Origin of the sequence: Micromonospora sp. NPDC005710 (assembly GCF_040630995.1) — a bacterium.
Classification (GTDB): domain Bacteria; phylum Actinomycetota; class Actinomycetes; order Mycobacteriales; family Micromonosporaceae; genus Micromonospora.
In genome coordinates, this window is the sequence record NZ_JBEXYP010000009.1 from 135,009 (window position 1) to 155,518 (window position 20,510).

At 71.7% G+C, this 20,510-nt stretch carries 21 protein-coding genes and 1 pseudogene; 11 read left to right on the forward strand and 11 right to left on the reverse strand.

The window, feature by feature from the left end:
• Positions 1 to 110 precede the first annotated feature (110 nt).
• A complete protein-coding gene (locus tag ABZ406_RS15005) occupies positions 111 to 1,319 on the forward strand; it encodes a low temperature requirement protein A (RefSeq protein WP_357760877.1) in 1,209 nt (402 codons plus the stop codon).
• 44 nt (positions 1,320 to 1,363) lie between these two features.
• Here the strand turns inward: ABZ406_RS15005 and ABZ406_RS15010 are convergent, their stop codons facing one another.
• On the reverse strand, positions 1,364 to 2,191 hold the full coding sequence (locus ABZ406_RS15010) for a hypothetical protein (protein ID WP_357760880.1): 828 nt from the start codon (positions 2,189 to 2,191) through the stop codon (positions 1,364 to 1,366).
• Positions 2,192 to 2,444: 253 nt separating this feature from the next.
• Between ABZ406_RS15010 and ABZ406_RS15015 the strand changes: the two genes are divergently transcribed.
• Positions 2,445 to 2,651, forward strand: a complete 207-nt coding sequence (locus ABZ406_RS15015) for a hypothetical protein (RefSeq protein WP_357760882.1) — start codon at positions 2,445 to 2,447, stop codon at positions 2,649 to 2,651.
• A 235-nt stretch (positions 2,652 to 2,886) separates the two neighbouring features.
• On the forward strand, positions 2,887 to 3,846 hold the full coding sequence (locus ABZ406_RS15020; protein ID WP_357760885.1) for a TIGR03557 family F420-dependent LLM class oxidoreductase: 960 nt from the start codon (positions 2,887 to 2,889) through the stop codon (positions 3,844 to 3,846).
• Between the two features lie 104 nt (positions 3,847 to 3,950).
• Here the strand turns inward: ABZ406_RS15020 and ABZ406_RS15025 are convergent.
• A pseudogene (locus ABZ406_RS15025) lies at positions 3,951 to 4,979 on the reverse strand (hypothetical protein); the annotation flags it as partial.
• A 77-nt stretch (positions 4,980 to 5,056) separates the two neighbouring features.
• On the opposite strand from ABZ406_RS15025, the gene ABZ406_RS15030 reads away from it, so the two are divergent.
• Complete coding sequence (locus ABZ406_RS15030; protein ID WP_357761186.1) at positions 5,057 to 5,530, forward strand: MarR family transcriptional regulator; 474 nt, start codon at positions 5,057 to 5,059, stop codon at positions 5,528 to 5,530.
• 284 nt (positions 5,531 to 5,814) lie between these two features.
• Here the strand turns inward: ABZ406_RS15030 and ABZ406_RS15035 are convergent, their stop codons facing one another.
• From ABZ406_RS15035 to ABZ406_RS15060, 6 genes are read right to left on the reverse strand one after another with little or no spacing between them, the layout of a single operon-like run.
• Positions 5,815 to 6,531 (reverse strand): urease accessory protein UreD, encoded by a 717-nt coding sequence (locus ABZ406_RS15035; protein WP_357760888.1) that lies wholly within the window; start codon positions 6,529 to 6,531, stop codon positions 5,815 to 5,817.
• A complete protein-coding gene (gene ureG / locus ABZ406_RS15040; protein ID WP_357761189.1) occupies positions 6,531 to 7,286 on the reverse strand; it encodes an urease accessory protein UreG in 756 nt (251 codons plus the stop codon). Before ureG ends, ABZ406_RS15035 begins: the two co-directional genes overlap by 1 nt.
• A 19-nt stretch (positions 7,287 to 7,305) precedes the next feature.
• The gene (locus ABZ406_RS15045) at positions 7,306 to 8,052 is read right to left on the reverse strand and encodes an urease accessory UreF family protein (protein ID WP_357760891.1); all 747 of its coding nucleotides are present in this window, start codon (positions 8,050 to 8,052) and stop codon (positions 7,306 to 7,308) included.
• Positions 8,052 to 9,755: an urease subunit alpha gene (locus ABZ406_RS15050; RefSeq protein WP_357760894.1), complete on the reverse strand. Its 1,704-nt coding sequence runs from the start codon at positions 9,753 to 9,755 to the stop codon at positions 8,052 to 8,054. The genes ABZ406_RS15045 and ABZ406_RS15050 overlap by 1 nt, the downstream gene beginning before the upstream one ends.
• A complete protein-coding gene (locus ABZ406_RS15055) occupies positions 9,752 to 10,099 on the reverse strand; it encodes an urease subunit beta (RefSeq protein ID WP_357760896.1) in 348 nt (115 codons plus the stop codon). The genes ABZ406_RS15050 and ABZ406_RS15055 overlap by 4 nt, the downstream gene beginning before the upstream one ends.
• A complete protein-coding gene (locus ABZ406_RS15060; protein ID WP_357760899.1) occupies positions 10,096 to 10,398 on the reverse strand; it encodes an urease subunit gamma in 303 nt (100 codons plus the stop codon). Before ABZ406_RS15060 ends, ABZ406_RS15055 begins: the two co-directional genes overlap by 4 nt.
• 309 nt (positions 10,399 to 10,707) lie before the next feature.
• Here ABZ406_RS15060 and ABZ406_RS15065 point away from each other — a divergent pair, with 309 nt between their 5' ends.
• The gene (locus ABZ406_RS15065) at positions 10,708 to 11,112 is read left to right on the forward strand and encodes a hypothetical protein (protein ID WP_357760902.1); all 405 of its coding nucleotides are present in this window, start codon (positions 10,708 to 10,710) and stop codon (positions 11,110 to 11,112) included.
• A 34-nt stretch (positions 11,113 to 11,146) separates the two neighbouring features.
• Here the strand turns inward: ABZ406_RS15065 and ABZ406_RS15070 are convergent, their stop codons facing one another.
• Together ABZ406_RS15070 and ABZ406_RS15075 are read right to left on the reverse strand one after the other, a co-directional pair.
• Positions 11,147 to 12,418, reverse strand: coding sequence for a hypothetical protein (locus ABZ406_RS15070; protein WP_357760905.1), 1,272 nt, complete (start codon positions 12,416 to 12,418; stop codon positions 11,147 to 11,149).
• Between the two features lie 96 nt (positions 12,419 to 12,514).
• Positions 12,515 to 13,702, reverse strand: a complete 1,188-nt coding sequence (locus ABZ406_RS15075) for an LLM class flavin-dependent oxidoreductase (protein WP_357760908.1) — start codon at positions 13,700 to 13,702, stop codon at positions 12,515 to 12,517.
• Between the two features lie 190 nt (positions 13,703 to 13,892).
• Between ABZ406_RS15075 and ABZ406_RS15080 the strand changes: the two genes are divergently transcribed.
• From ABZ406_RS15080 to ABZ406_RS15105, 6 genes are read left to right on the forward strand one after another with little or no spacing between them, the layout of a single operon-like run.
• Positions 13,893 to 14,870, forward strand: coding sequence for an aliphatic sulfonate ABC transporter substrate-binding protein (locus ABZ406_RS15080; protein WP_357760911.1), 978 nt, complete (start codon positions 13,893 to 13,895; stop codon positions 14,868 to 14,870).
• Positions 14,867 to 15,700: an ABC transporter permease subunit gene (locus tag ABZ406_RS15085; protein ID WP_357760914.1), complete on the forward strand. Its 834-nt coding sequence runs from the start codon at positions 14,867 to 14,869 to the stop codon at positions 15,698 to 15,700. The genes ABZ406_RS15080 and ABZ406_RS15085 overlap by 4 nt, the downstream gene beginning before the upstream one ends.
• Positions 15,673 to 16,404: an ABC transporter ATP-binding protein gene (locus ABZ406_RS15090; protein WP_357760916.1), complete on the forward strand. Its 732-nt coding sequence runs from the start codon at positions 15,673 to 15,675 to the stop codon at positions 16,402 to 16,404. The genes ABZ406_RS15085 and ABZ406_RS15090 overlap by 28 nt, the downstream gene beginning before the upstream one ends.
• A 14-nt stretch (positions 16,405 to 16,418) precedes the next feature.
• The gene (locus tag ABZ406_RS15095) at positions 16,419 to 17,825 is read left to right on the forward strand and encodes a selenium-binding family protein (RefSeq protein ID WP_357760919.1); all 1,407 of its coding nucleotides are present in this window, start codon (positions 16,419 to 16,421) and stop codon (positions 17,823 to 17,825) included.
• On the forward strand, positions 17,822 to 18,451 hold the full coding sequence (locus ABZ406_RS15100; RefSeq protein ID WP_357760922.1) for a hypothetical protein: 630 nt from the start codon (positions 17,822 to 17,824) through the stop codon (positions 18,449 to 18,451). Before ABZ406_RS15095 ends, ABZ406_RS15100 begins: the two co-directional genes overlap by 4 nt.
• Before the next feature lie 42 nt (positions 18,452 to 18,493).
• The gene (locus tag ABZ406_RS15105; protein ID WP_357760925.1) at positions 18,494 to 19,510 is read left to right on the forward strand and encodes a methyltransferase; all 1,017 of its coding nucleotides are present in this window, start codon (positions 18,494 to 18,496) and stop codon (positions 19,508 to 19,510) included.
• Positions 19,511 to 19,599: 89 nt separating this feature from the next.
• Here ABZ406_RS15105 and ABZ406_RS15110 read toward each other — a convergent pair whose 3' ends face one another.
• Complete coding sequence (locus ABZ406_RS15110; RefSeq protein WP_357760928.1) at positions 19,600 to 20,451, reverse strand: alpha/beta hydrolase; 852 nt, start codon at positions 20,449 to 20,451, stop codon at positions 19,600 to 19,602.
• Positions 20,452 to 20,510: the final 59 nt, after the last annotated feature.

Consider the following 20,510-nt stretch of genomic DNA (forward strand, 5'->3'; position numbering starts at 1 on the left):
GTCGGGGGACGTGCGGGCGAACGCGGAATCCCGCGCTCGCCCGCTGGTTACCGTCCGTTGAGGTGGACCGGACAGGTCCGTCGAGTCGAGAGGTTCCGCAGGAGTAACCCGTGCACCTCCCCGCGCCGGAGCCCGGATCGCCGCAGGCCAGCGGTCCGCCGGTACGCGACCCGGAGGGCCCGCGCCGGGTCACCCTCCTCGAACTCTTCTTCGACCTGGTGTACGTGGTCGCGCTGGCGCTCATCTCGCGGGGAATGGTCGTCCAGCTCGACTGGCACCGGGCCGCCGAGGCACTGATCCTGCTGGCCGCCGTCTGGTGGACCTGGACCATCACCACGCTCGTCACCGACCTGTACGACCCGGAACGCACCGAGATCAAGCTGCTGATCAGCGCCGTGATGTTCGGCGCGCTGCTGATGACCACCGCCATCCCGGAGGCGTTCAACGACCGAGGGATCGTCTTCGCCGGCACGTACGTGGCGATCCACCTCGGGCGTGGGCTGTTCCTGATGCCCGCGGTACGCCGCGAACCGCAGACCCAGCGCCGCGCCGCCCGCATCTTCCTCTGGTTCGCGGTGTCGGCGATCCCCTGGCTCATCGGTGCGTTCGTCAGCGGGGACGCCCGCATCGCGTGCTGGGCCACCGCGCTCGCCATCGACTACGTCGGCTTCCGTCTGGCGTACCCGGTGCCGGGTCTCGGGGTGGTGCCCGAGAAACAGCGCAACGTCACGGCGGAGCACCTCTCCGAGCGCTACCAGCAGTTCTTCATCATCGCGCTCGGCGACGCCATCCTGACGATCGGCACGATGTTCAGCATGGAGCACACCGAGGCCCAGAACATCGGAGCCTTCGCGGTGGCGTTCCTGACCACACTGCTGCTCTGGCGGATCTACGTCCACAAGTCCGGCGAGCTGCTGCCGACCGCCATCAAAGCGGCCCAGTCACCGAGGAAGTTCCTGTTCAGCGCCCCGTACACCCATCTGTTGATGATCGCCGGCGTGGTGACCACGGCGTCCGGCTTCCACCTGGTGTTGCACGAGCCGGCCGGACGGACCCCGCCGGCGTGGCTGGCGGTGATCCTCGGCGGCCCGGCGCTGTTCCTGGCCGGGCGGGCCTCCTTCGAGTACGAGGTGTTCAGCCGGGTCTCGTGGTCCCGGCCCGGCGGAGTGCTGGCGTTGCTGACCATCGCCCCCGGCCTGCTGTACCTGCCGCCGGTGTTCACCTCCCTCGGTGGGCTGTTGGTGCTTGCCGGCGTGGCCTACGCGGACTTCCGGCGCAGCCACGGCAAACCGCCCGAGGTCCCCTCGCCGCCGCACTGAACCATCCACCCCGCCGACGCGCGTCGCGCCCGAGCGACAGCCACTCACACGAGCGCGCCGGCGTACCCCCGGACCCGCAACCGTTGCCGGGCGGTGCCGGCCAGGCGGACCTGAAGGCCGAGCGGCGCGGCGGCGCGACGGACGTCGTCCAGGTGCAGCGACCCGTGCCGGTCCACGGTGAGCACCGGTGGTTCTTCGAGGTCACCCTCCGGCGCGTGGAACGAGAGCAGGGTGACCGAGGTGGTGAGGTAGCCCGGGTACGCGGCGCGGGCCGCGGCCTCGTCCCGGTGGACCAGCACCACCAGATCGTCGAGGTGGGCGAAGTCGGCGGCGAGGGCGCCCGCCTTCCAGTGCGCCGGTTCCTCCGCGGCACCAGTGAGATGGCGGGACCGGTTCGCCGAGGTGATGTAGAGGTGATCCGACCCCGTCTCGGCGAGAGCCCGCTCGAAGAAGACATTGGACGGGCAGGTCAGCCCCGGTGCGATCACCTGGGTGGTCCGCATCCCCTGGTCGATCTGGGTGAGGTGCTCGGGGAGCCGCTCCGCCGCGGGACCGCGGAAACCGAACGGCCCGGCACCGTAGAGGGCGTCCATCAACGCTCGCACCCGACCGACAGGCAGGCGGGGCGAGATCCGCGTCCAGTCGAACATTCCGGGGATCCGGCCGATCGCCGTGGTGATGCTGCCGACCTGGTGGACCGGTCGCCCCTTGGCCAGGTTGACCCGGCGTACGGCGGCCGCGTCGGGGCGCGTCACGATGACGTAGAAGTTGGCGAACGCCGCCGCGACGATCGCGCCGCGAGCCAGCGCGCGGGCCGCGACCGCGACATCCTCGGGGCGGTCGATGTAGAGGGGCGGTGTCGGCGCGTCCATTAGTCCTCCTCGGCGGGGCCGTGAGGCAGTTCTACGTCCACTCACCCGGATGGCGGCGAGGTCGGTCGTCGATCCGATAGCCGACAGGCGCTTCCCCGTGCGGGTGGTGGATGCCCGGGCGGTACACAACGGCGGACCGCATCGGCCGGATGGGGGATCCGGTCGTGGGTCTTAGCACGCAACCGTTAGCCGCGAGACCCGATTGGGTACAACGGCTGCACCTCAGATCCACCACATACCTCAGGAGGCAGCTATGCGCGGCACCTCGATTCTCGGAGTCATCGTCGTGATCTGGTTGGTTATCGGCGCTGTCGCCGCCGGCCAGCGCGGTTACTACAGCGGCGACGACACCAACTGCGCCGAGGCCGGCACCATCCTGGTCACCGTCGTGGCCGGGCCGTTGAACTACATCGGCGCCAACCCGAAGATCGACTGCAAGCTGCCCGAGCCTTCCAAGTAGGCAACAGCCGTCGACCGGCCCGTACCCCCTCGGTGGGGTACGGGCCGGTCCGCGTTTGGCGGGCTGAACCCTGGGGCCCAGCCCGCCTTCTCCCCCCTCGGATCATCGTCGTTGTCGTCGGGCGCACACCCGCTAGGGCATCCTAGGAGGCTGGTTTGCTGATTGACGGCGTTTGGTGCTGCCCGCGACGGGAACCGCCGAGGCCTCAGACGGCGGACGCGATCGGGGTGCGGGCATGCAGATCGGCTACAAGTTGGCCTCGGAGGGGTACGGCCCGCAGGAGATCATCCGACAGGCCGTCCTGGCCGAACGGGCCGGCTTCGACTTCGTCGAGATGAGCGACCACTTCCACCCGTGGCTGGATGCCCAGGGACACTCGTCCTTCACCTGGAGCGTGCTCGGTGCCATCGCGGCCAAGACCAGCACCCTCCGCCTCGCCACCGGCGTCACCTGCCCGACCGTCCGCTACCACCCGGCGATCATCGCCCAGGCCGCGGCGACCATGGCACTGATCTCCGACGGCCGGTTCACCCTCGGGGTCGGCGCTGGCGAACGGCTCAACGAACACGTGGTCGGCCAGGGTTTCCCCAGCGTGCGGGGCCGACACGAGCGACTACGCGAGGCGCTGGAAATCATCCGGCTGCTCTGGCAGGGCGGCTACCAGTCGTACGAGGGCCGGCACCTGCACCTGGAGGACGCCCGGGTCTTCGATCTGCCGGACACCCTTCCGGTGATCGCGGTGGCGGCCAGCGGTGAGGTCTCGGCGCGGCTCGCCGCCGAGCTGGGCGACGGCCTGTTCGCCACCGAACCGGACGCGTCGATCGTCGAGCACTACCGCCGCGCCCAGGGTTCCGGCCCGCGCTACGCCGAGGTGCCACTGGCCTGGGCCACCGACGAGCAACAGGCGGTGCGGGCGGTGTTGCAGACCAGCCGGTGGATGGTCACCGGCTGGAAGGTGATGAGTGAGCTGCCGAACCCGGTCAACTTCGACGCGGCCAGCGCGTACGTCGAGGAGAAGCACATCAGGCAACTCTTCGCCGTCGGCCCGGACCCGGAACCGCACGTCGCCAAGGTCCGGTCGTACGTCGAGGCGGGCTTCGACCACATCGTCCTGCAGAACGCCGGCCCCGACCCGGACGGCTTCCTCGACTTCTTCGCCGGCGACCTGTCCGGTCGCCTGCGCGCGATGGGTTGACGCCGGCGGGCAACCGCCCGACGACCGGAGCGGGATGCGGCGAACCGCCCCGACCGCTCATCGGGGCGGTTCGCCTGCGGCTCGGGATGGGTGCGCGGGTGTGGTCAGCGGAAGCAGTGCGCGATCGGTACCTGGCTGCCCTCGCAGTTGGTCGGCTCGTTCTCGACGACCACGCTCTCATCGTCGATCTTGACCTGGGCGTGCATGCCGAAGACGCCGCCGGGCTTCAGCGTCGAGGCGTTGTGGGTGACCTTGCTGGTGTAGATCGCCACCGAACCCGCGTTGGCGTAGATGCCACCGCCCTTGGACGCCGCGCCGACGGCCTCGTTACGGGTCACGTCGCTGCCGCGGACCAGCAGGTTCGCCTTCTCGGCGTAGATCCCGGCCCCGAGACCGTGGGTGGTGTTGCCGTCGATGACGCTGTCGTCGATGGGCGTCAGGCCCTTCACCGTCGAGATGCCGCCGCCGTTGACTGTGGACGTGTTGCCGCGGATGGTCATCGTGCGCAGCACCAGCACCGCGTCGGAGTTGGCGGCGCCGCCGCCGATTTGCGCGGTGTTGTTCAGCAGCTCGGTGTCGGAGACCTTCGTCCGGGCCGAGAAGCTGGCCAGCCCGCCACCCTGAGCGGCGCTGTTCTGGGTGAAGGAGACGCTCTCCACGTCGGCGGCCCCACGGTAGTTGCCGAGCCCGCCGCCGTAGGCGTTGGCGCTGTTGCGGTGGAACTCGGAGCGCTTCAGCGTCAGTACGCCACCGTTGAGCAGGCCCCCGCCCTTGCCCGCGGCGCCGGAGGCGCTGTTGCCGACGAACGTGGAGTCGGTGACCACCATGTTGCCGTCGTTGAAGATGCCGCCGCCGCCACCCTCGGGCGACAGCGAGGTGCTCTGGGTGACGGTGACCCGTTCCACCACGGCGGTGGCGCCGTGCACCACGTGCACGCTGCCGCCCTCGATGGCCGAGCGGCCGTTGTGCAGTTCCACGTCGCGCAGGGTCAGCTCGCCGCCGTCCCGAACGGTGAAGAAGCGGAACGGAGCGGCCTGGGCGTCCCGGGCGATAGTGGCGCCCGCGCCGTCGATGGTGATGGCATGGTAGATCACCGGCAGACCGGCGGTGTCGTCGGCCGGGTTGTGCGGGGGCGCTGCGCTCGCTCACCCGCGCCGAGCGGCTGCTCTCCCGCCGGCTGGGCGCCGTCCTGGCCGAGGACGAGCTCAGCATCGAGGCGTGGCGGGTGCTCTGCCTGCTCGCCGACGGCCAGGGCCATCCGATGAGCGAGGTGTCGATCGAGGCGTCGCTGCCACCGGGCACCCTCACCAAGCTCGTCGACCAGCTCGTCGACCGCAACTTCGTCTTCCGCCGGATCGACCCGATCGACCGCCGACGCATCAGGGCGTACCTGACCGCTCGGGGCCGGCGTGAGCACGCCCGCCTGGACGAGCGGGTCCGGGCCAGCATCGCCGAGCTGGGCATCCCCGAGCTGGGCATCCCGGGTACCGGCATGGCCGAGATCAGCGAGTCGGGGGTGCCACCGGCCGCCAACCTCGTACGCCAGCTCGACGACCTGATCGGCCGCCTCGACCCGGCGCGCCGCCAGGAACCCGCCCGCCGGCACGGCCCAGCCCGCCGGCACGACCCAGCCCGTCGTGACGATCGCGTCGATGCCGGCGTTGCTGACGTCCTCCACCGCTGACCGCCCCGCCGCTTCCCCCGCTCGCCCGTACCCGAGCCTCCGGGCGTGCGGACTTCCGGGCGTCCGGCGCGGCCTCGAGCGTGGCCCGGCCTGCCACCCCCACACGGCAAAGAGCGTGATGTCTGTGAGTCATCACGATGACTCACAGACATCACGCTCTCCAAAGAGAGTCCGCCGACGCCGACGCTGACACGGGGGCCAGGGCGGCGTCGCGCAGCGCGAAGACGGCATCGCGCCAAGACCGGCCAGACCGCCAATGTGGCACCCGGCCGGGGTGCGGCTTCCTAGACGGTCAGGTAAGCGCGCAGGGTGTGCGCGTCGGGGGCGGTGGCGGTCCACAGCGTCGCCGGCCCGCCGGTCAACGGCAACCGGGCGACGCTGCCCTCGGCCGTCGGAGGTTCGGCGGGTTGCGACGGGTCGACCACCAGGAGCGACCCGGTGGCCGTGGCGCCGCCGAGCACCGCCGGGCCGGCCCAGCCCGGCGCGTGCGGTCCCACCGCGAGGGACTGGCGCAGCAGTGGCCGGCCCCCGTAGTCGACCTGGGTGTGCACGACGGCGCCGCCGGGCGCCTCGCCGTACCGGCCGCAGATCAGCTCGTCGCGCCACCGCAGGCTCGCCCCGGCGGCCAGTTCGATCCGGGACTCGGCGAGGTGCGCGCAGCCGGCCGCGGCGACCAACTGCTCGGGAAGCCAGTGCAGCATGGCGTCAGCGTGCACCACCGCCCGCACCGCCATCCGGGAGACGGCGCCCGCGCGACCCGGCAGGGCGATCGACGCCGCCACGCTGTGCACCCGGACCGCCGCGCCGGGGCCGACCTCGATCTCCAGGCGCAGATCGTCCCCGGCGAGCGGTCCGGCCGCCCCGCCGACGAGGTGCACGGTGGCGACACCACGGTCGGTAGGGGTCTGGCGCAGCAGCAACGGTGTTTCGCCGTGCAGCTCGACAAGGGCCGTACCGCCCCGACCGTCGGCCCGGGCAACCAGCCGGGCGCGCGCTCGCATCAGGCTGGGCCGACCGGCGTGGCGAGCGGGTGCAGGGCGGCGTGGTGGGCCAACTCGTGCCGGATCCAGGCCGCGACCGACGTTGCCGTGGGGTCGCCCACGATGGACAGGAACAGTGTCGGAAGTTCCCCGCGCCGGGCCCGCGCGTCACGATCCATGACGGCGAGATCGGCACCCACCATCGGCGCCAGGTCGGTTTTGTTGATCACGAGAAGGTCGGCGGAGGTGACCCCTGGCCCGCCCTTGCGGGGCACCTTGTCGCCGCCAGCCACGTCGACCACGAAGATCTGCCGATCGACGAGCCCCCGGCTGAAGGTCGCGGTCAGATTGTCCCCACCGCTCTCCACGAGGACCAGGTCCAACGGGCCGACCGCCTCGGCCAGTTCGTCGATGGCGTCCAGGTTGGCGCCGATGTCGTCGCGGATCGCCGTGTGTGGGCAGCAACCGGTCTCCACCGCGCGGATCCGGGACGGGTCCAGCACCCCGGCCCGTCGGAGGAAGTCGGCGTCCTCGGTCGTGTAGATGTCGTTCGTCACCACGCCGAGCCGAAGCTCGTCGGCGAAGGCACGGCAGAGTGCGGCCACCAGGGCCGTCTTGCCGGAACCGACCGGGCCGCCGATGCCGACCCGCAGGGCACGACCGGCAGGAGCCAGCGGCGGATGGGGGTCCACCCCCGCTTCCGGATGGGTGTGCGGGACGGTCTCGTCGTGGGGTGGGACGGCCGGCGGCGGCGTGGTCGGTTCGACGGCGGGCACAGCGCTCGGCACAACGGTGTCAGGACGCAAAGAGACGCACCTCCCAGGTGGCATGGATTTCGGCATGGATGTCGGCGAGTGGAGCGGCGGCGGCCGGCAGCCGCTCCGGTGGGTCGTCGGCGGCCCGCGCCGCGTCGGCGGCCGTGCCGTCGCAGGCGTCGGCCAGGCCGACAAGCAGGGCCTGGACCTGGTACGGGTCGAGGCCGAGCAGGCGGACGCCGGCGCTGGCCGTCCCGGTCAGCGTCCCGTACGCGGCGATCGTGGCGGTCTCGACGCGGGACAGGCCGGCCGCCGCGCAGAGCAGCCCGAGCACCAGCGGCTGGTGTGCGCCACCTGGCGTCGCGGGCAGGTCGGCGAACGGGGCGTCCGGCCAGATGGCCCGACCGGCCCGCAGCAGTGCCCGGCCCTGTCGGCGCGAGACAGCCCGTAGCGCCGGAGCTGCGGTACGGGCGTCCAGCTCCGCGTCGAGCCGAGCCAGCGCCCCCGACCGAGCGTCGGACTCAGCCGGCGCGTCCGACCGGGCGGCGGACCCCGCCGGCGCGCCCGGGTCGGCGGTCACGGCCACCGCCGCCCGGTGTGCGGCCGCCGCGAACGCCGCACCGACCAGACCGGCGGTGGCCAACCGTCCGGCCAGGAACGCCTCCAACGAGGCCAGGTCGCTGACCCGGCCGGCGGCGACGGCCGCCTCCAGACCACCGGAGTGCGCGTGCGCCCCGGCCGGGAAGCGCCCGTCGGCCAACAACAACAGCAGGCTCGGCGTCGCCATCAGAACAGGAAGTACCGCTGGGCCATCGGCAGCCGGGTCACCGGGTCCGGCTCCACCACCTGCCCGTCGATCCGCACCGTGAAGGTGTCCGGGTCCACCTCGATGTGCGGCATCGCGTTGTTCTCCGGCAGGTCGGCCTTGCCCCGCGATCGCACGTCGCTCACCGGCACCACCCGGCGACGCACGTCCAGGCGGAGTCCGGCGTCCAGGGCCGCCGGGGCCACGAAGGCCAGGCTGGTGGCGGCCGCCGCCGCGCCGTACGCCCCGAACATCGGCCGCGGCAGCATCGGCTGCGGTGTCGGGATCGAGGCGTTGGCGTCGCCCATCTGGGCGTACGCGATCATGCCGCCCTTGAGCACCAGGTGCGGCCGGACGCCGAAGAACGCCGGGTCCCAGAGCACCAGGTCGGCGAGCTTGCCCGGCTCGACCGAGCCGACCTCCCGCTCCAGTCCGTTGGCCATCGCCGCGCAGATGGTGTACTTCGCCACGTACCGTCGGGCCCGGTGGTTGTCGGCGGGCCCGTCACCCGGCAGCGCGCCGACCCGGTCCTTCATCACGTGGGCGCTCTGCCAGGTCCGCATGATCACCTCGCCGACCCGGCCCATCGCCTGCGCGTCGGACCCGATGATGGAGATCGCGCCGAGGTCGTGCAGCAGATCCTCGGCGGCCATCGTGGACGGTCGGATGCGGCTCTCGGCGAACGCCAGGTCCTCCGGCACCGACGGGTTGAGGTGGTGGCAGACCATCAACATGTCCAGGTGCTCGGCCAGGGTGTTGGCGGTGTACGGCCGGGTCGGGTTGGTCGACGACGGCAACACGTTCGGTTCGCTGGCCACTGTGATGATGTCCGGTGCGTGCCCGCCACCGGCTCCCTCGGTGTGGTACGAGTGGATCGCCCGTCCACCGATCGCCCGCAGGGTGTCGGCGACGAACCCGGCCTCGTTGAGCGTGTCGGTGTGGATCGACACCTGCACCCCGGACGCGTCAGCCACCCGCAGGCAGGCGTCGATCGCCGCCGGCGTCGTGCCCCAGTCCTCGTGCAGTTTGAAACCGCCCGCGCCGGCCCGCAACTGTTCCCACAGCGCCTCGCTGGAGACGGTGTTGCCCTTGCCGAGCAGCAGCACGTTCACCGGCAGGGTGTCCAGCGCCTCGTGCATCCGGGCCAGGTGCCAGGCGTTCGGGGTGACTGTCGTCGCGCGGGTCCCCTCGGCCGGCCCGGTGCCGCCGCCGACCATCGTGGTGATGCCACTGGCCAGCGCCTCGGTGACGATCTGCGGGCAGATGAAGTGCACGTGGGTGTCGACCGCGCCGGCGGTGAGGATCCGGCCGTTGCCGGCGATCACCTCCGTTGACGGACCGATGACCAGGTCGGGGTGGACACCGGGCATGGTGTCCGGGTTGCCGGCCCGGCCGAGCGCCACGATGCGCCCGTCGCGCAGCCCCACGTCGGCCTTGACCACGCCCCAGTGGTCGAGCACCACGGCGCCGGTGATGACGGTGTCCAGTGCGCCCTCGGCGCGGGTGGTACGGGCCTGCCCCATCGACTCGCGGATCACCTTCCCGCCGCCGAAGACCGCCTCGTCGCCGCCCACGCAGTGGTCGGTCTCCACCTCGATCAGCAGGTTGGTGTCGGCCAGCCGGATGCGGTCACCTGTCGTCGGCCCGTACAGGTCGATGTAGCGGTCCCGCCGCACGGCGCTCACCGCGGCGACCCGTCGGCAACCGCCGCGTGCGGCGACGGGTCCAACGGCCCCGCGCACTCTCCGCGCAGGCCCGGCACGATCCGTGCTCCGCCGAGTGGTACGAGGTCCACGGTGCGGCTGATGCCCGGCTCGAACCGGACCGAGGTGCCCGCCGCAACGGCGAGCCGCTGCCCCCAGGCCGCGCCCCGGTCGAACGACAGCGCCGGGTTGGCTTCGGCGAAGTGATAGTGCGAGCCGACCTGTACCGGACGGTCGGCGGTGTTGACCACGAGCAGTGTGGTCACCGGACGACCCACGTTGATCTCGACCGGGTCGGCCGCCGGCAGGATCTCCCCGGGGATCACGGGATCGGGTGGTGCACAGTCACCAGCTTGGTGCCGTCCGGGAATGTTGCCTCCACCTGCACCTCCCTCAGCAGCTCGGGGATGCCGTCCTGGACGTCGTCACGACCGAGCACCGCCCGGCCGGCGGACATCAGGTCGATCACCGACCGGCCGTCGCGGGCCCCTTCGAGGAGGAACGCGGTGATCACCGCGACGGCTTCGGGGTAGTTGAGGCGCAGGCCGCGTTCGCGGCGGGCGCGGGCGACATCGGCCGCGACGTGGATGAGCAGGCGGTCCTGCTCGTGCGGGCTGAGGAACACTGGGCTCTCCCGGTGGGGTCGGCGTGCCCTGCTCGCCGTCGGCTCGGCACGGAGCCGCACCGGGCATCAGCGCCCGGGGACGAGCTGGGAGTCACACGACCGCCGGGTCACCGCCGACGGGGCGCTCCGGGACTCCACCATCCCGGCCCGCGCGACGGGCAACCGGCGGTGTCGGGTCGGATGCGGACCGCACCGCCCACCGCTGAGCAGACCGTAGAGGATCACCACCGGCCGAGGCAACAGTCCGGCGCGGGTCGTGCGGCTGGCCGCCGGGTACCGGTCCGGCGGTGGGCAGGGCATGATCGCCGGATGACGGCGACGAGGGGTACCCGCGCACTGCTCGGTGTTCTGTTCCTGGCGGTGGCAACGGTCGGGGTGTGGATCCTCTGGTTGGGCTGGGACACCGAGTACACGGTCGACGCGCAGACCGGTGCGAGCAGCGGCCCGTACGAGCCGTGGCAGGTGATCGGCTGTGTGGTGACGCTCGCGCTGCTGGCCGCGCTCGCCGGGACGCGGCTCAGCCCGTGGTTGGTGGCGCCGGTGATGACGGTGGCGTTCACGGCGGCCTGGTCGTGGCGGGCCGCGTCGACCGACGACAGCGGGTTGTGGGTGGTCGGTGGGATTCTGGTGCTGCTCGGCATGGCGGCCGGCAGCATGGCGGTCAGCTTCCCCGCGCGGCGGTTCGCCCGACGCCGGGCCGGCCGGCCCGGCTAGCCAGTGTCCTGGCGTTCCTGCGCCGGCACCTCGGTCACCGTCGGTGGGTGAACGCACGCCCGGCGACCGCGAACAACGACAGGCTGATCGTCGCGACGAACACGCGCATCGTCGGGTCGAAGGTCAGCGCGGAACCCAGGTCGCGGGACACGTGTGCCCCGATGAAGGTCGGCACGGCGTTCCACACGGTGACCGCGAGCAGGAGCAGGGCGGTGATCGCGAGGACGGCGGCGAGCAGGCATTGCCGCAGGTAGCGACCGGACTGCTTGCCCCGTGCCCAGAGCCGGGCGACAGCCGACGTCGGCGGTCTGTGCCAACTGCCGTGCCGTACCCAGAGTTCCTCGTTGTCCTCGAGGGAGTGTCGGTTGACGATCGCCTGGATCAGCAGGTAGGTGCGCAGCAGCAGGTGGACCCTGGACGGCGCGTCGAACGCGACGCCGCGCTGCAACTCCCGCGTCTCCGCGCGGATTCTGCCGGCCCACCCGCGCAACTGCCGATCGGTGACGTCGACGCCGGTCCGGTTCGCCCGATGCCACGCGAACTCGAACCGGTTCGCGGCGCGGTCAAGGGCCTGCACGGCACGGCGTCGGTCCGGTGGCGCGGGATCCGCGTCGACGCACTCGCCGAACTCGAGGAGAGCGGCGACCAGCGCCAGGTGCGGACGCGTCCAGACATCCCGCTCGACGCGCCACACGCACACCGAGGACCACAGCGCGGCGGCGGCCAGACCGGAACCCGCGAAAGCGAGTCCCACCAGGACGTCGTACCAACGTGTCGGATGAATCTCGGGGGTGGCCGACACCGCCACGCTCGCCACGGCCGCGACAGCGCCCCCGATCGCCGCCACGCGGTACCCAACGGCGAGGCGGGACACGACGAGCGCCGCCACAGCCCCGAGAAGGAGGCTCGTGGCCGAGGCCACCACCCGGTCGGCCAGTGACCCGCCGACGATGCCGAACGCCGCGATGGCGGCCACCAGGACGCCGAGAACGAGCGGTAGCCGCTGCGGCGTCCGCAACGGGTGCAACGCGACGTCGAGCCAGTCGAGCGTGAGCCTGGCGCCCCGTACGGTGGCCGTCACCGACACCGGGTCGTCGTCGACGTGGCCCCAGAACGTGTCGTAGCCGGCCGGAAGGCCGCGCCGCCTGAACTCCTCGCGCTCCTTCCTGCGGTTGGCCAGGACCGTGGCGTCAATCCGTTCGCCGTGGGTGATCCACCACGGCATCGGATCGAGCCGGTCGGCGACCTCGGGCTCGTCGACCGGCTCGATGTCGAACTCCTCGTCGACGAACGGCATGTCGTCCACCAGATCACCACCAGTTCGCGGATGTGCCCCAGTGGTAGCACGGCACGACAAGTCAGCCGGTGCTCACCGGGGCGCCCACCACCGGGTTGCGGCCGGTCAGTGGGCCGCGACCGGCTGCGGTGCCGGGCGCGGCGTCGGCACCCCGGCGAACGGGACGTCGACGTTCTCCGCCACCCCGGGCGTTCCGTCGGGGTGCCGCCACAGCCCCCGGTCGCGCAGGATGGGCAGCACGCCCTCTCCGAACCAGTACGCCTCCTCCAGGTGCGGATAGCCGGAGAGGATGAACTCGTCGATGCCGAGCGCGTGGTATTCGGCGATCCGGTCGGCGACCTCGGCGTGGCTGCCCACCAGCGCGGTGCCGGCCCCGCCGCGGACCAGGCCGACCCCCGCCCACAGGTTGGGGGCGACCTCGAGCCCGTCGCGGGAGCCACCGTGCAGGTCGAGCATCCGGCGCTGTCCCTCGGACTCGCTGCGGCGCAGCCCCTCCTGCACGGCCCGGAGGTCGGTCTCGGAAACACCGTCGAGGAGGCGCTGGGCCTGCGCCCAGGCCTGTTCGGCGGTGTCCCGCACGATGACGTGCAGTCGGATGCCGAAGCGCAGCTCCCGTCCGGCGTCGGCCGCCAGCGCCCGGACCCGTTCCAGTTTCTCGGCGACCAGGGCCGGCGGTTCGCCCCAGGTGAGGTAGACGTCGCTGTGCCGGACCGCCACCGGGAGAGCCGCCGCGGAGGATCCACCGAAGTAGACCGGCGGCACCGGGTCGGGCAGCCGGTGCAGCCGCGCCTGTTCGACGCGGACGTGGGTGCCGTCGTGGTCGACGGTCTCGCCGCGCCAGAGTGCGCGCACCACGTGCAGGAACTCGTCGGCCCGCGCGTACCGGGCGTCCTTGTCCAGGAAGTCACCGTAGGAGCGCTGCTCCTGTGACTCGCCGCCGGTGACCACGTTGAGCAGCAGCCGGCCCCGGGACAGCCGCTGGAAGGTCGAGGCCATCTGGGCGGCCAGTGTGGGGGCCAGCAGCCCGGGCCGGAAGGCGACCAGGAACTTGAGTCGCTCGGTCACCTCGGTGAGCATCGCGGTGCTGAGCCAGGCGTCCTCGCACCAGGCCCCGGTCGGGGTGAGCGCGCCGACGAAGCCGAGTTGCTCGGCGCTGCGGGCGATCTGCCCGAGGTACGCCACGCTGGCCGGGCGGGCGCCTCCGGCGGCACCTGTCGGTACGCCGTGTCCGCCGCCGACGATGTCCCGGCTGTCGCCGTTGGTGGGCAGGAACCAGTGGAAGGTGAGGGTCATCTCGGCTCTTTCCGTGCGGGGGGCGGCGGGTGGGGGGCGGGTGCGCGCGGAGCGGGCGGGCACCTCCTGAGGGGTGGGACGATCCCACCGACAGCCTACCCATAAAACCTATCGGGTTAGTAGGCTACTGCCGGCGCCGACACCTGTCGATGCGCCACCACCCCCGCATGTCCCGACCCGAGGAGCCGCCATGCCCACCCCGTCGACGAGCCGCCCACCGCAACGCCGCCTCCTGACGGCCGCGCTCACCACCGTGGCACTGCTCGCCACTGTCGCGGTGAGCGCGTGCGGCGGACCCGCCGACGCCGGCGGCAGCACTGGCAAACTCCGGATCGGCTACCAGCGCTTCGGCGGGCTGAGCCTGGTCAAGGCGCGCGGCGCGGCACCGGATGTGGAGTGGTCGCTGTTCGAGAGCGGCCCGGCGCTCACCGAGGCGCTCAAGGCCGGCTCGATCGACATCGGGCAGACCGGCGAGGCGCCGCCCGTCTTCGCCGCCGCCGGGAAGATCCCGTTCTCCATCATCGGCACCTCGGCGCCGATCCCGCAGGGCGAGGCCGTGCTGGTCAAGGCCGACAAGGGCTATCGCAGCTTCGCCGACCTCAGGGGCAGGACGGTGGCCCTCAACAAGGGGTCGAACGTGCACTGGCTGCTGGTCCGGCTCCTGGAGGCGAACAACATGACCCTGAAGGACATCCAGGTCAAGTACCTCAAGCCCGCCGAGGGACGGCCCGCGTTCGACAACGGCCAGATCGACGCCTGGGTCATCTGGGACCCGTACTTCGCCCTGGCCGAACAACCGGGGGTCCAGGTGCTCGCCGACGCGACCGGCCTGGCCAGCAACCGCGAGTACGTCCTGGCCGCACCCGATGCGGTCGACAAGCGGTCGGACGACGTCAAGGCGTTCCTCCAGCGCTACCGCGAGGTGACCGACTGGGGCATCGCCCACCCCGAGGAGCGAGCCGCCACCCTCGCGCCGGAGCTGAAGATCCCGCAGGACGTCACCAGCCGCGCCCTGGCCCGCAGTGCGAAACCTCTCGCGCCGGTCACCCCGGCCATCGGCGACGAACTCCAGGCGATCACCGACAGCTTCATCGCCCTGGAACTCATCCCGGGTCCGGTCGACCTCCGATCCCGGGTGGACGACCGGTTCAGCGCGGTGTTCCAGTGAGTCGTACGACGCTCGTCGAGGCGCCCGACGAGGTCGCGGCGGCGGCACCTGTCGTACCCCGTCGTCAGCGGCCGGCCCGGCGCTGGCGGCGGGTGGTGAGCCCGGTGGTGCTGGTCCTGAGCTGGGAGTTGGCCGCACGGACCGGGTTGCTGGCGGCCGAGAAGTTGCCAGCGCCCAGCGACGTGCTGGCCACCGGTTGGCGGCTGAGCCGGGACGGGACGCTCGGCATCCACCTGCTGGACTCGCTCACCCGGGCCGGGGCGGGCCTGCTCATCGGCGGTCTCCTGGCCCTGGCCCTGGGCACCGTGGCCGGGCTGCTGCGGCTCGGTGACGACCTGGTCGACCCGCCGGTGCAGATGGCCCGGATGCTGCCGCACCTCGGGCTGGTCCCGTTGCTGATCATCTGGGTCGGCATCGGTGAGTCACTCAAGATCAGCCTGGTGGCTCTGGGCGCGTTCTTCCCCATCTACTTCAACACCTACGCCGGCATCCGGGACATCGACGAGCGACTGGTGGAGGCGGCCCGCACCTGTGGTCTCGGCCCGGCCGCCCGACTGCGCCACGTGGTGCTGCCCGGGGCGCTGCCGTCGCTCTTCCTCGGCCTGCGGCTGGCGATCGGGGCGGCCTGGCTCAGCCTGGTCGTCGGCGAACAGGTGAACGCCCAGACCGGGATCGGCTTTCTGATGATGGAGGCGCGGGAGTTCAGCCAGACCGACGTGGTGGTGCTCGGCCTGCTCGTCTACGCCCTGCTCGGGCTGATATCCGACAGTGCGTTGCGTGTGCTGGAGAGGAGGATGTTGACATGGCGTCGCGGGCTGCGGGCCACCTGAACGGCACCGAGCCGGTGCTGACCGCCCATGCGGTGCGCCGAGCGTTCGGGCCGACGGTCGTGCTGGCCGGGGTCGACCTGACCATCGCCCGCGGTGAGGTGGTGGCCCTGCTCGGCGGCAGCGGTTCCGGCAAGAGCACACTCCTGCGGATTCTCGCCGGGTTGGACGGCGAGGCCAGCGGGAAGAGCGTCGTGCACGGCACCGCGGCAGTGGTCTTCCAGGAGCACCGGTTGCTGCCGTGGAAACGCGTGGCGGACAACGTGGGGCTCGGGCTGTCCGGCGCGGACGGCCCGGGGCGGATCCGGCGGGCGCTGGCCGAGGTCGGCCTCGCCGAGCGGCACCGCGCCTGGCCGGCCGAGCTGTCCGGCGGGCAGGCGCAGCGCGTGGCCGTGGCGCGGGCCCTGGTCCGCGAACCGGACCTGCTGCTGCTCGACGAACCGTTCGGCGCCCTGGACGCGCTGACCCGACTACGGATGCAGATCCTGCTGCGCCGGCTGCGCGCGGAGCACGGCTTCGCCGCCCTGCTGGTCACCCACGACGTGGACGAGGCCCTGCTGCTCGCCGACCGGATCCTGCTCCTCGACGACTGCCGCATCGCCGCGGAGATGCCCGTCGACCTCGGTTCCACCCGTACGCCGGACGACCCGGCGTTCGGCGCGCTGCGCCGCCACCTGCTCGACCGACTCGGCGTTCCCACCACCTGACGAGCGGAGCTGTGATGACCCGCTGGACCCCCGATCCCACGTTCTACCCCTCGCCCCGGGAGGCGGTGACCGCGCCGGCGGAGAAACTCGCCTACGTGGCGGCCTTCGACCGGTCGGCCAGCCGTCCGGACGCCATAGTGGTGCTGGACACCGACCCCGACTCCCCCGACTACGGCCGGGTCGTCGGCTGGACCGACCTGCCATACGTCGGTGACGAGCTGCACCACTTCGGCTGGAACGCGTGCAGCAGTGCGCTCTGCCCGACCGCCCCGCACCCGCACGTCGAGCGGCGCTACCTGATCGTGCCCGGCCTGCGGTCGTCGCGCATCCACGTGCTCGACACCCGACCCGACCCACGCCAACCGCAGATCGTCAAGGTGATCGGGGCGGAGGAGCTGGCGAAGCGCGCCGGCTACTCGCGGCCGCACACGGTGCACTGTGGCCCGGACGGCATCTACCTCTCCGCCCTCGGCGGGGCGGACGGCGCGGAGGGCCCGGGTGGCATCGCCATCCTCGACCACACCACCTTCGAGGTACGCGGGGCCTGGGAGGCCGACCGGGGCCCGCAGTTCCTGGCGTACGACGTGTGGTGGCACCTGACCCAGGACGTGCTCGTCACCAGCGAGTGGGGCACCCCGACGATGATCGAGGACGGCATCGTCGGTGAGTTGCTGCTGGGCCGACGCTACGGACACGCCATTCACTTCTGGGACCTCGCAAAACGCCGGCACGTCCAACGGGTCGACCTCGGCGACCAGTACCAGATGCCGCTGGAGCTGCGGCCGGCGCACGACCCGACGAAGTCGTACGGGTTCGTCGGGGTGGTGATCAGTGTCGAGGACCTGTCCGCCTCGATCTGGTTGTGGCACCGCGACGGGGACGCCTGGGCGGTCACCAAGGTGATCGACATCCCGGCCGAGCCGGCCGACCCGGCGGCCCTGCCCGACCTGCTCAAGCCGTTCGGGGCGGTGCCACCGCTGGTGACCGACATCGACCTGTCGGTCGACGACCGGTTCCTCTACGTCTCCTGCTGGGGCACCGGGGAACTGCGCCAGTACGACGTCAGCGACCCACTGCACCCGGTGCAGACGGGCTCGGTGCACCTCGGTGGGATCGTCCGTCGGACCGCGCACCCGTCCGCCCCGGACGAGGCGTTGGCCGGTGGCCCGCAGATGGTGGAGGTCAGCCGGGACGGGCGGCGGGTCTACGTCAGCAACTCGCTCTACGGCTCCTGGGACGACCAGTTCTACCCCGACGGGGTGGGCGCCTGGCTGGCCAAGCTCGACGTCGACGTGGACACCGGCGGGCTCACCCCGGACGAGCGGTTCTTTCCGCACGGGGAGGAGTTCCGGGGTCTGCGGGTGCACCAGACCCGGTTGCAGGGCGGGGACGCCTCCTCCGACTCGTACTGCTTCCCGTGACCGTCACCACACTGGCGACGCTCGCCGCGCTCGGCGCGTTCCACGGTCTGAACCCGGCGATGGGTTGGTTGTTCGCGGTGGCCCGGGGTCTCCAGGAGCGGAGTCGCCCGGCGTTGCTGCGCGCCCTGCCGCCGATCGCGGCGGGGCATCTCGCCTCGGTGGCGATCGTCGCCGCGCTTGTGGCGGCGACCCGCTCGGTGACGGCGAGCAGCGCCCTCGCGGTGGTCGGTGGTGTGCTGCTCGTCGCCTTCGGGCTGTGGCGGCTGCTCTCCGAGCGGCACTTCCGCTGGGCGGGGATGCGACTGTCGGCGGCGCAGCTCGCGGCCTGGTCGTTCCTGATGTCGTCGGCGCACGGCGCGGGGCTGATGCTGGTGCCGGTGCTGGTGGCCCAGCCGGTGCCCGGGGGTCACGCCGGGCACCTGGCCGCCGCGCCGGTCGGTGCGCTCTCCGGCCTCGTGGCGGCCGGGGTGCACACGGTGGCCATGCTCGGCGTCGCGCTGGCCGTGGCGATGCTCGTCTACCAGGTGCTCGGTGTCGGTGTGCTGCGTCGGGCCTGGTTCAACGTCGACCGGCTCTGGGCCGGGGTGCTGGTCGCCGCGGGGTTGGTGACGTTGATCCGGGCGTGACCATCCATCGTGGAAACATCCGATCTGTGATCTCATGTCGTGGTGATCACTCCGACTCCCCTGATGAGCCTGGTGGCCGGTGTGTGGGGCTTCAAGACCCTCGCGGCCGGCGTCGAGCTGGGCCTGTTCACCCGGTTGGCCGGCGGGCGGACGATGACCGTCGAGCAGGCCGCAGCCGAGTTCGGGCTGCCCGACCGACCCGCGGACCTGCTGCTGGCCGCCAGCGCCTCGCTCGGCCTGCTCGAGAAGGCCGGCGACGGATACCGCAACTCCGAGTTGGCGGAGCAGTTCCTGGTCGAGGGTCGCCCCTACTACTTCGGTGCGCAGGTGCGCTACTCGGATCTGCGCACCTACCTGCCCTGGCACCGTATCGGCGAGGCCTTGCGCACTGACCGGCCGTTGACCTGGGACCCGGAGACCCAACAGTCGATGTTCGACACCGCCGACCCGGAGATGCTGGCGCAGTTCTGGGACGCGATGTTCTCCACGTCCAGCTTCACCGCCAGCGCGTTGGCCGACGCGTACGACTTCTCCACGCACCGCCGGCTGCTCGACGTGGGTGGCGGTGCCGGGGCCTTCCCGATCGAGTTCTGCCGCCGCCTGCCCGAGCTGCGGGCGACGGTCCTGGATCTGCCGCACGTGTGCGTCCGGGCCCGGGAGCGGATCGCGGAGGCGGGCCTGACCGGGCGGATCGACGCCGTGGCCGGTGACTTCCTCGCCGACCCGGCGCTGCCCGACGGGCACGACGTCATCCTGCTCAGCATGATCCTGCACGACTGGGACGAGCCCACCAACAGGGCGTTGCTGGCCCGGTGCCACGCGGCGTTGCCGCCCGGCGGGGCGATCGTCGTCTGCGAGCTGCTGCTCAACGACGACCGCACCGGGCCGCCGGAGGCGGCCCTGATGGGAATGAACATGCTTGTGGAGACCGAGGGCGGGCGGAACTACTCGGGGGCCGAGTACGCGGCCTGGCTCACCGACGCCGGCTTCGTCGACGTGCGTACCGTGCCGTTCGACGCGCCGGGCGCCAACGGCGCGGTGGTGGCCCGCCGACCCTGACCGACGAGGACACCCGGCCCCGGTGCGAACCGTGGGCCGGGTGTCGCGGCGCCTCAGGGCGCGGGCGTCCGATCGGCTACCGGCACGGGTCAGGCGCGAGCCTTCGCGGGCTGCTTCATGAAGTCCATGATCGCCTTGTTGACCTCGTCGGCGTGGGTCCACGGAATACCGTGCGGCGCGCCCTTGAGGGTGATGAGCTGGCCGGTCGGCATCATCGGCGCGAGCCGCTGACCGGTCACCGGATACGGCAGCACCCGGTCCTGGTCACCCTGCACGATCAGCACCGGAATGTTGATCTTCGGCAGGTCCTGGCGGAAGTCCTCCTGCCAGGCGTCCACGCTGTCGTGGGTTGCCTTACCGGAGGCCATCGCGCCGATCTGCCAGTGCGCCCGGTACGCCTCTTCGCTGACCCGCTTGCCCATGTTCTGGTCCGGGTTGAAGAACGCGTCACAGAACGACGTCAGGTAGGCGAAGCGGTCCTTGATGATGGCGTCCTGGAAGCCCTTGAAGAGCTTCCGGTCGACGCCCTCCGGGTTGTCGTTCGCCTTGGCCAGCATCGGTTGCAGCGGGCTGAGCACCACGGCCCGGCTGACGCGCTGCGAGCCGTAGTTGCCCAGGTACCGGATGACCTCGCCGGTGCCCATCGAGTGACCCACGAGCGTCACGTCGTTGAGGTCCAGTTCGGTCATCAACACGTCCAGGTCCGCCGCGAACGTGTTGTAGTCGTACCCGAACGCCGGCTGGGCGGAGTTGCCGTATCCGCGCCGGTCGTAGGTGATTGTCCGGTATCCGGCGTCGAGCAGCGCCCTTGTTTCCTTCTCCCAGGTTGCGCCGTTGAACGGGAAGCCGTGGATCAGCACCACCGGCTTACCGGAACCGTGATCCTCGTAGTACAGGTCGATGGGCGCGGAGTTTTCCGTTCCCACGGTGATGAAAGGCATGTTTGTCTCCTGCTCCGGTCTCGGGCTGTCGGACGCCCCGCGCTTTCCCGCCCGGCCGC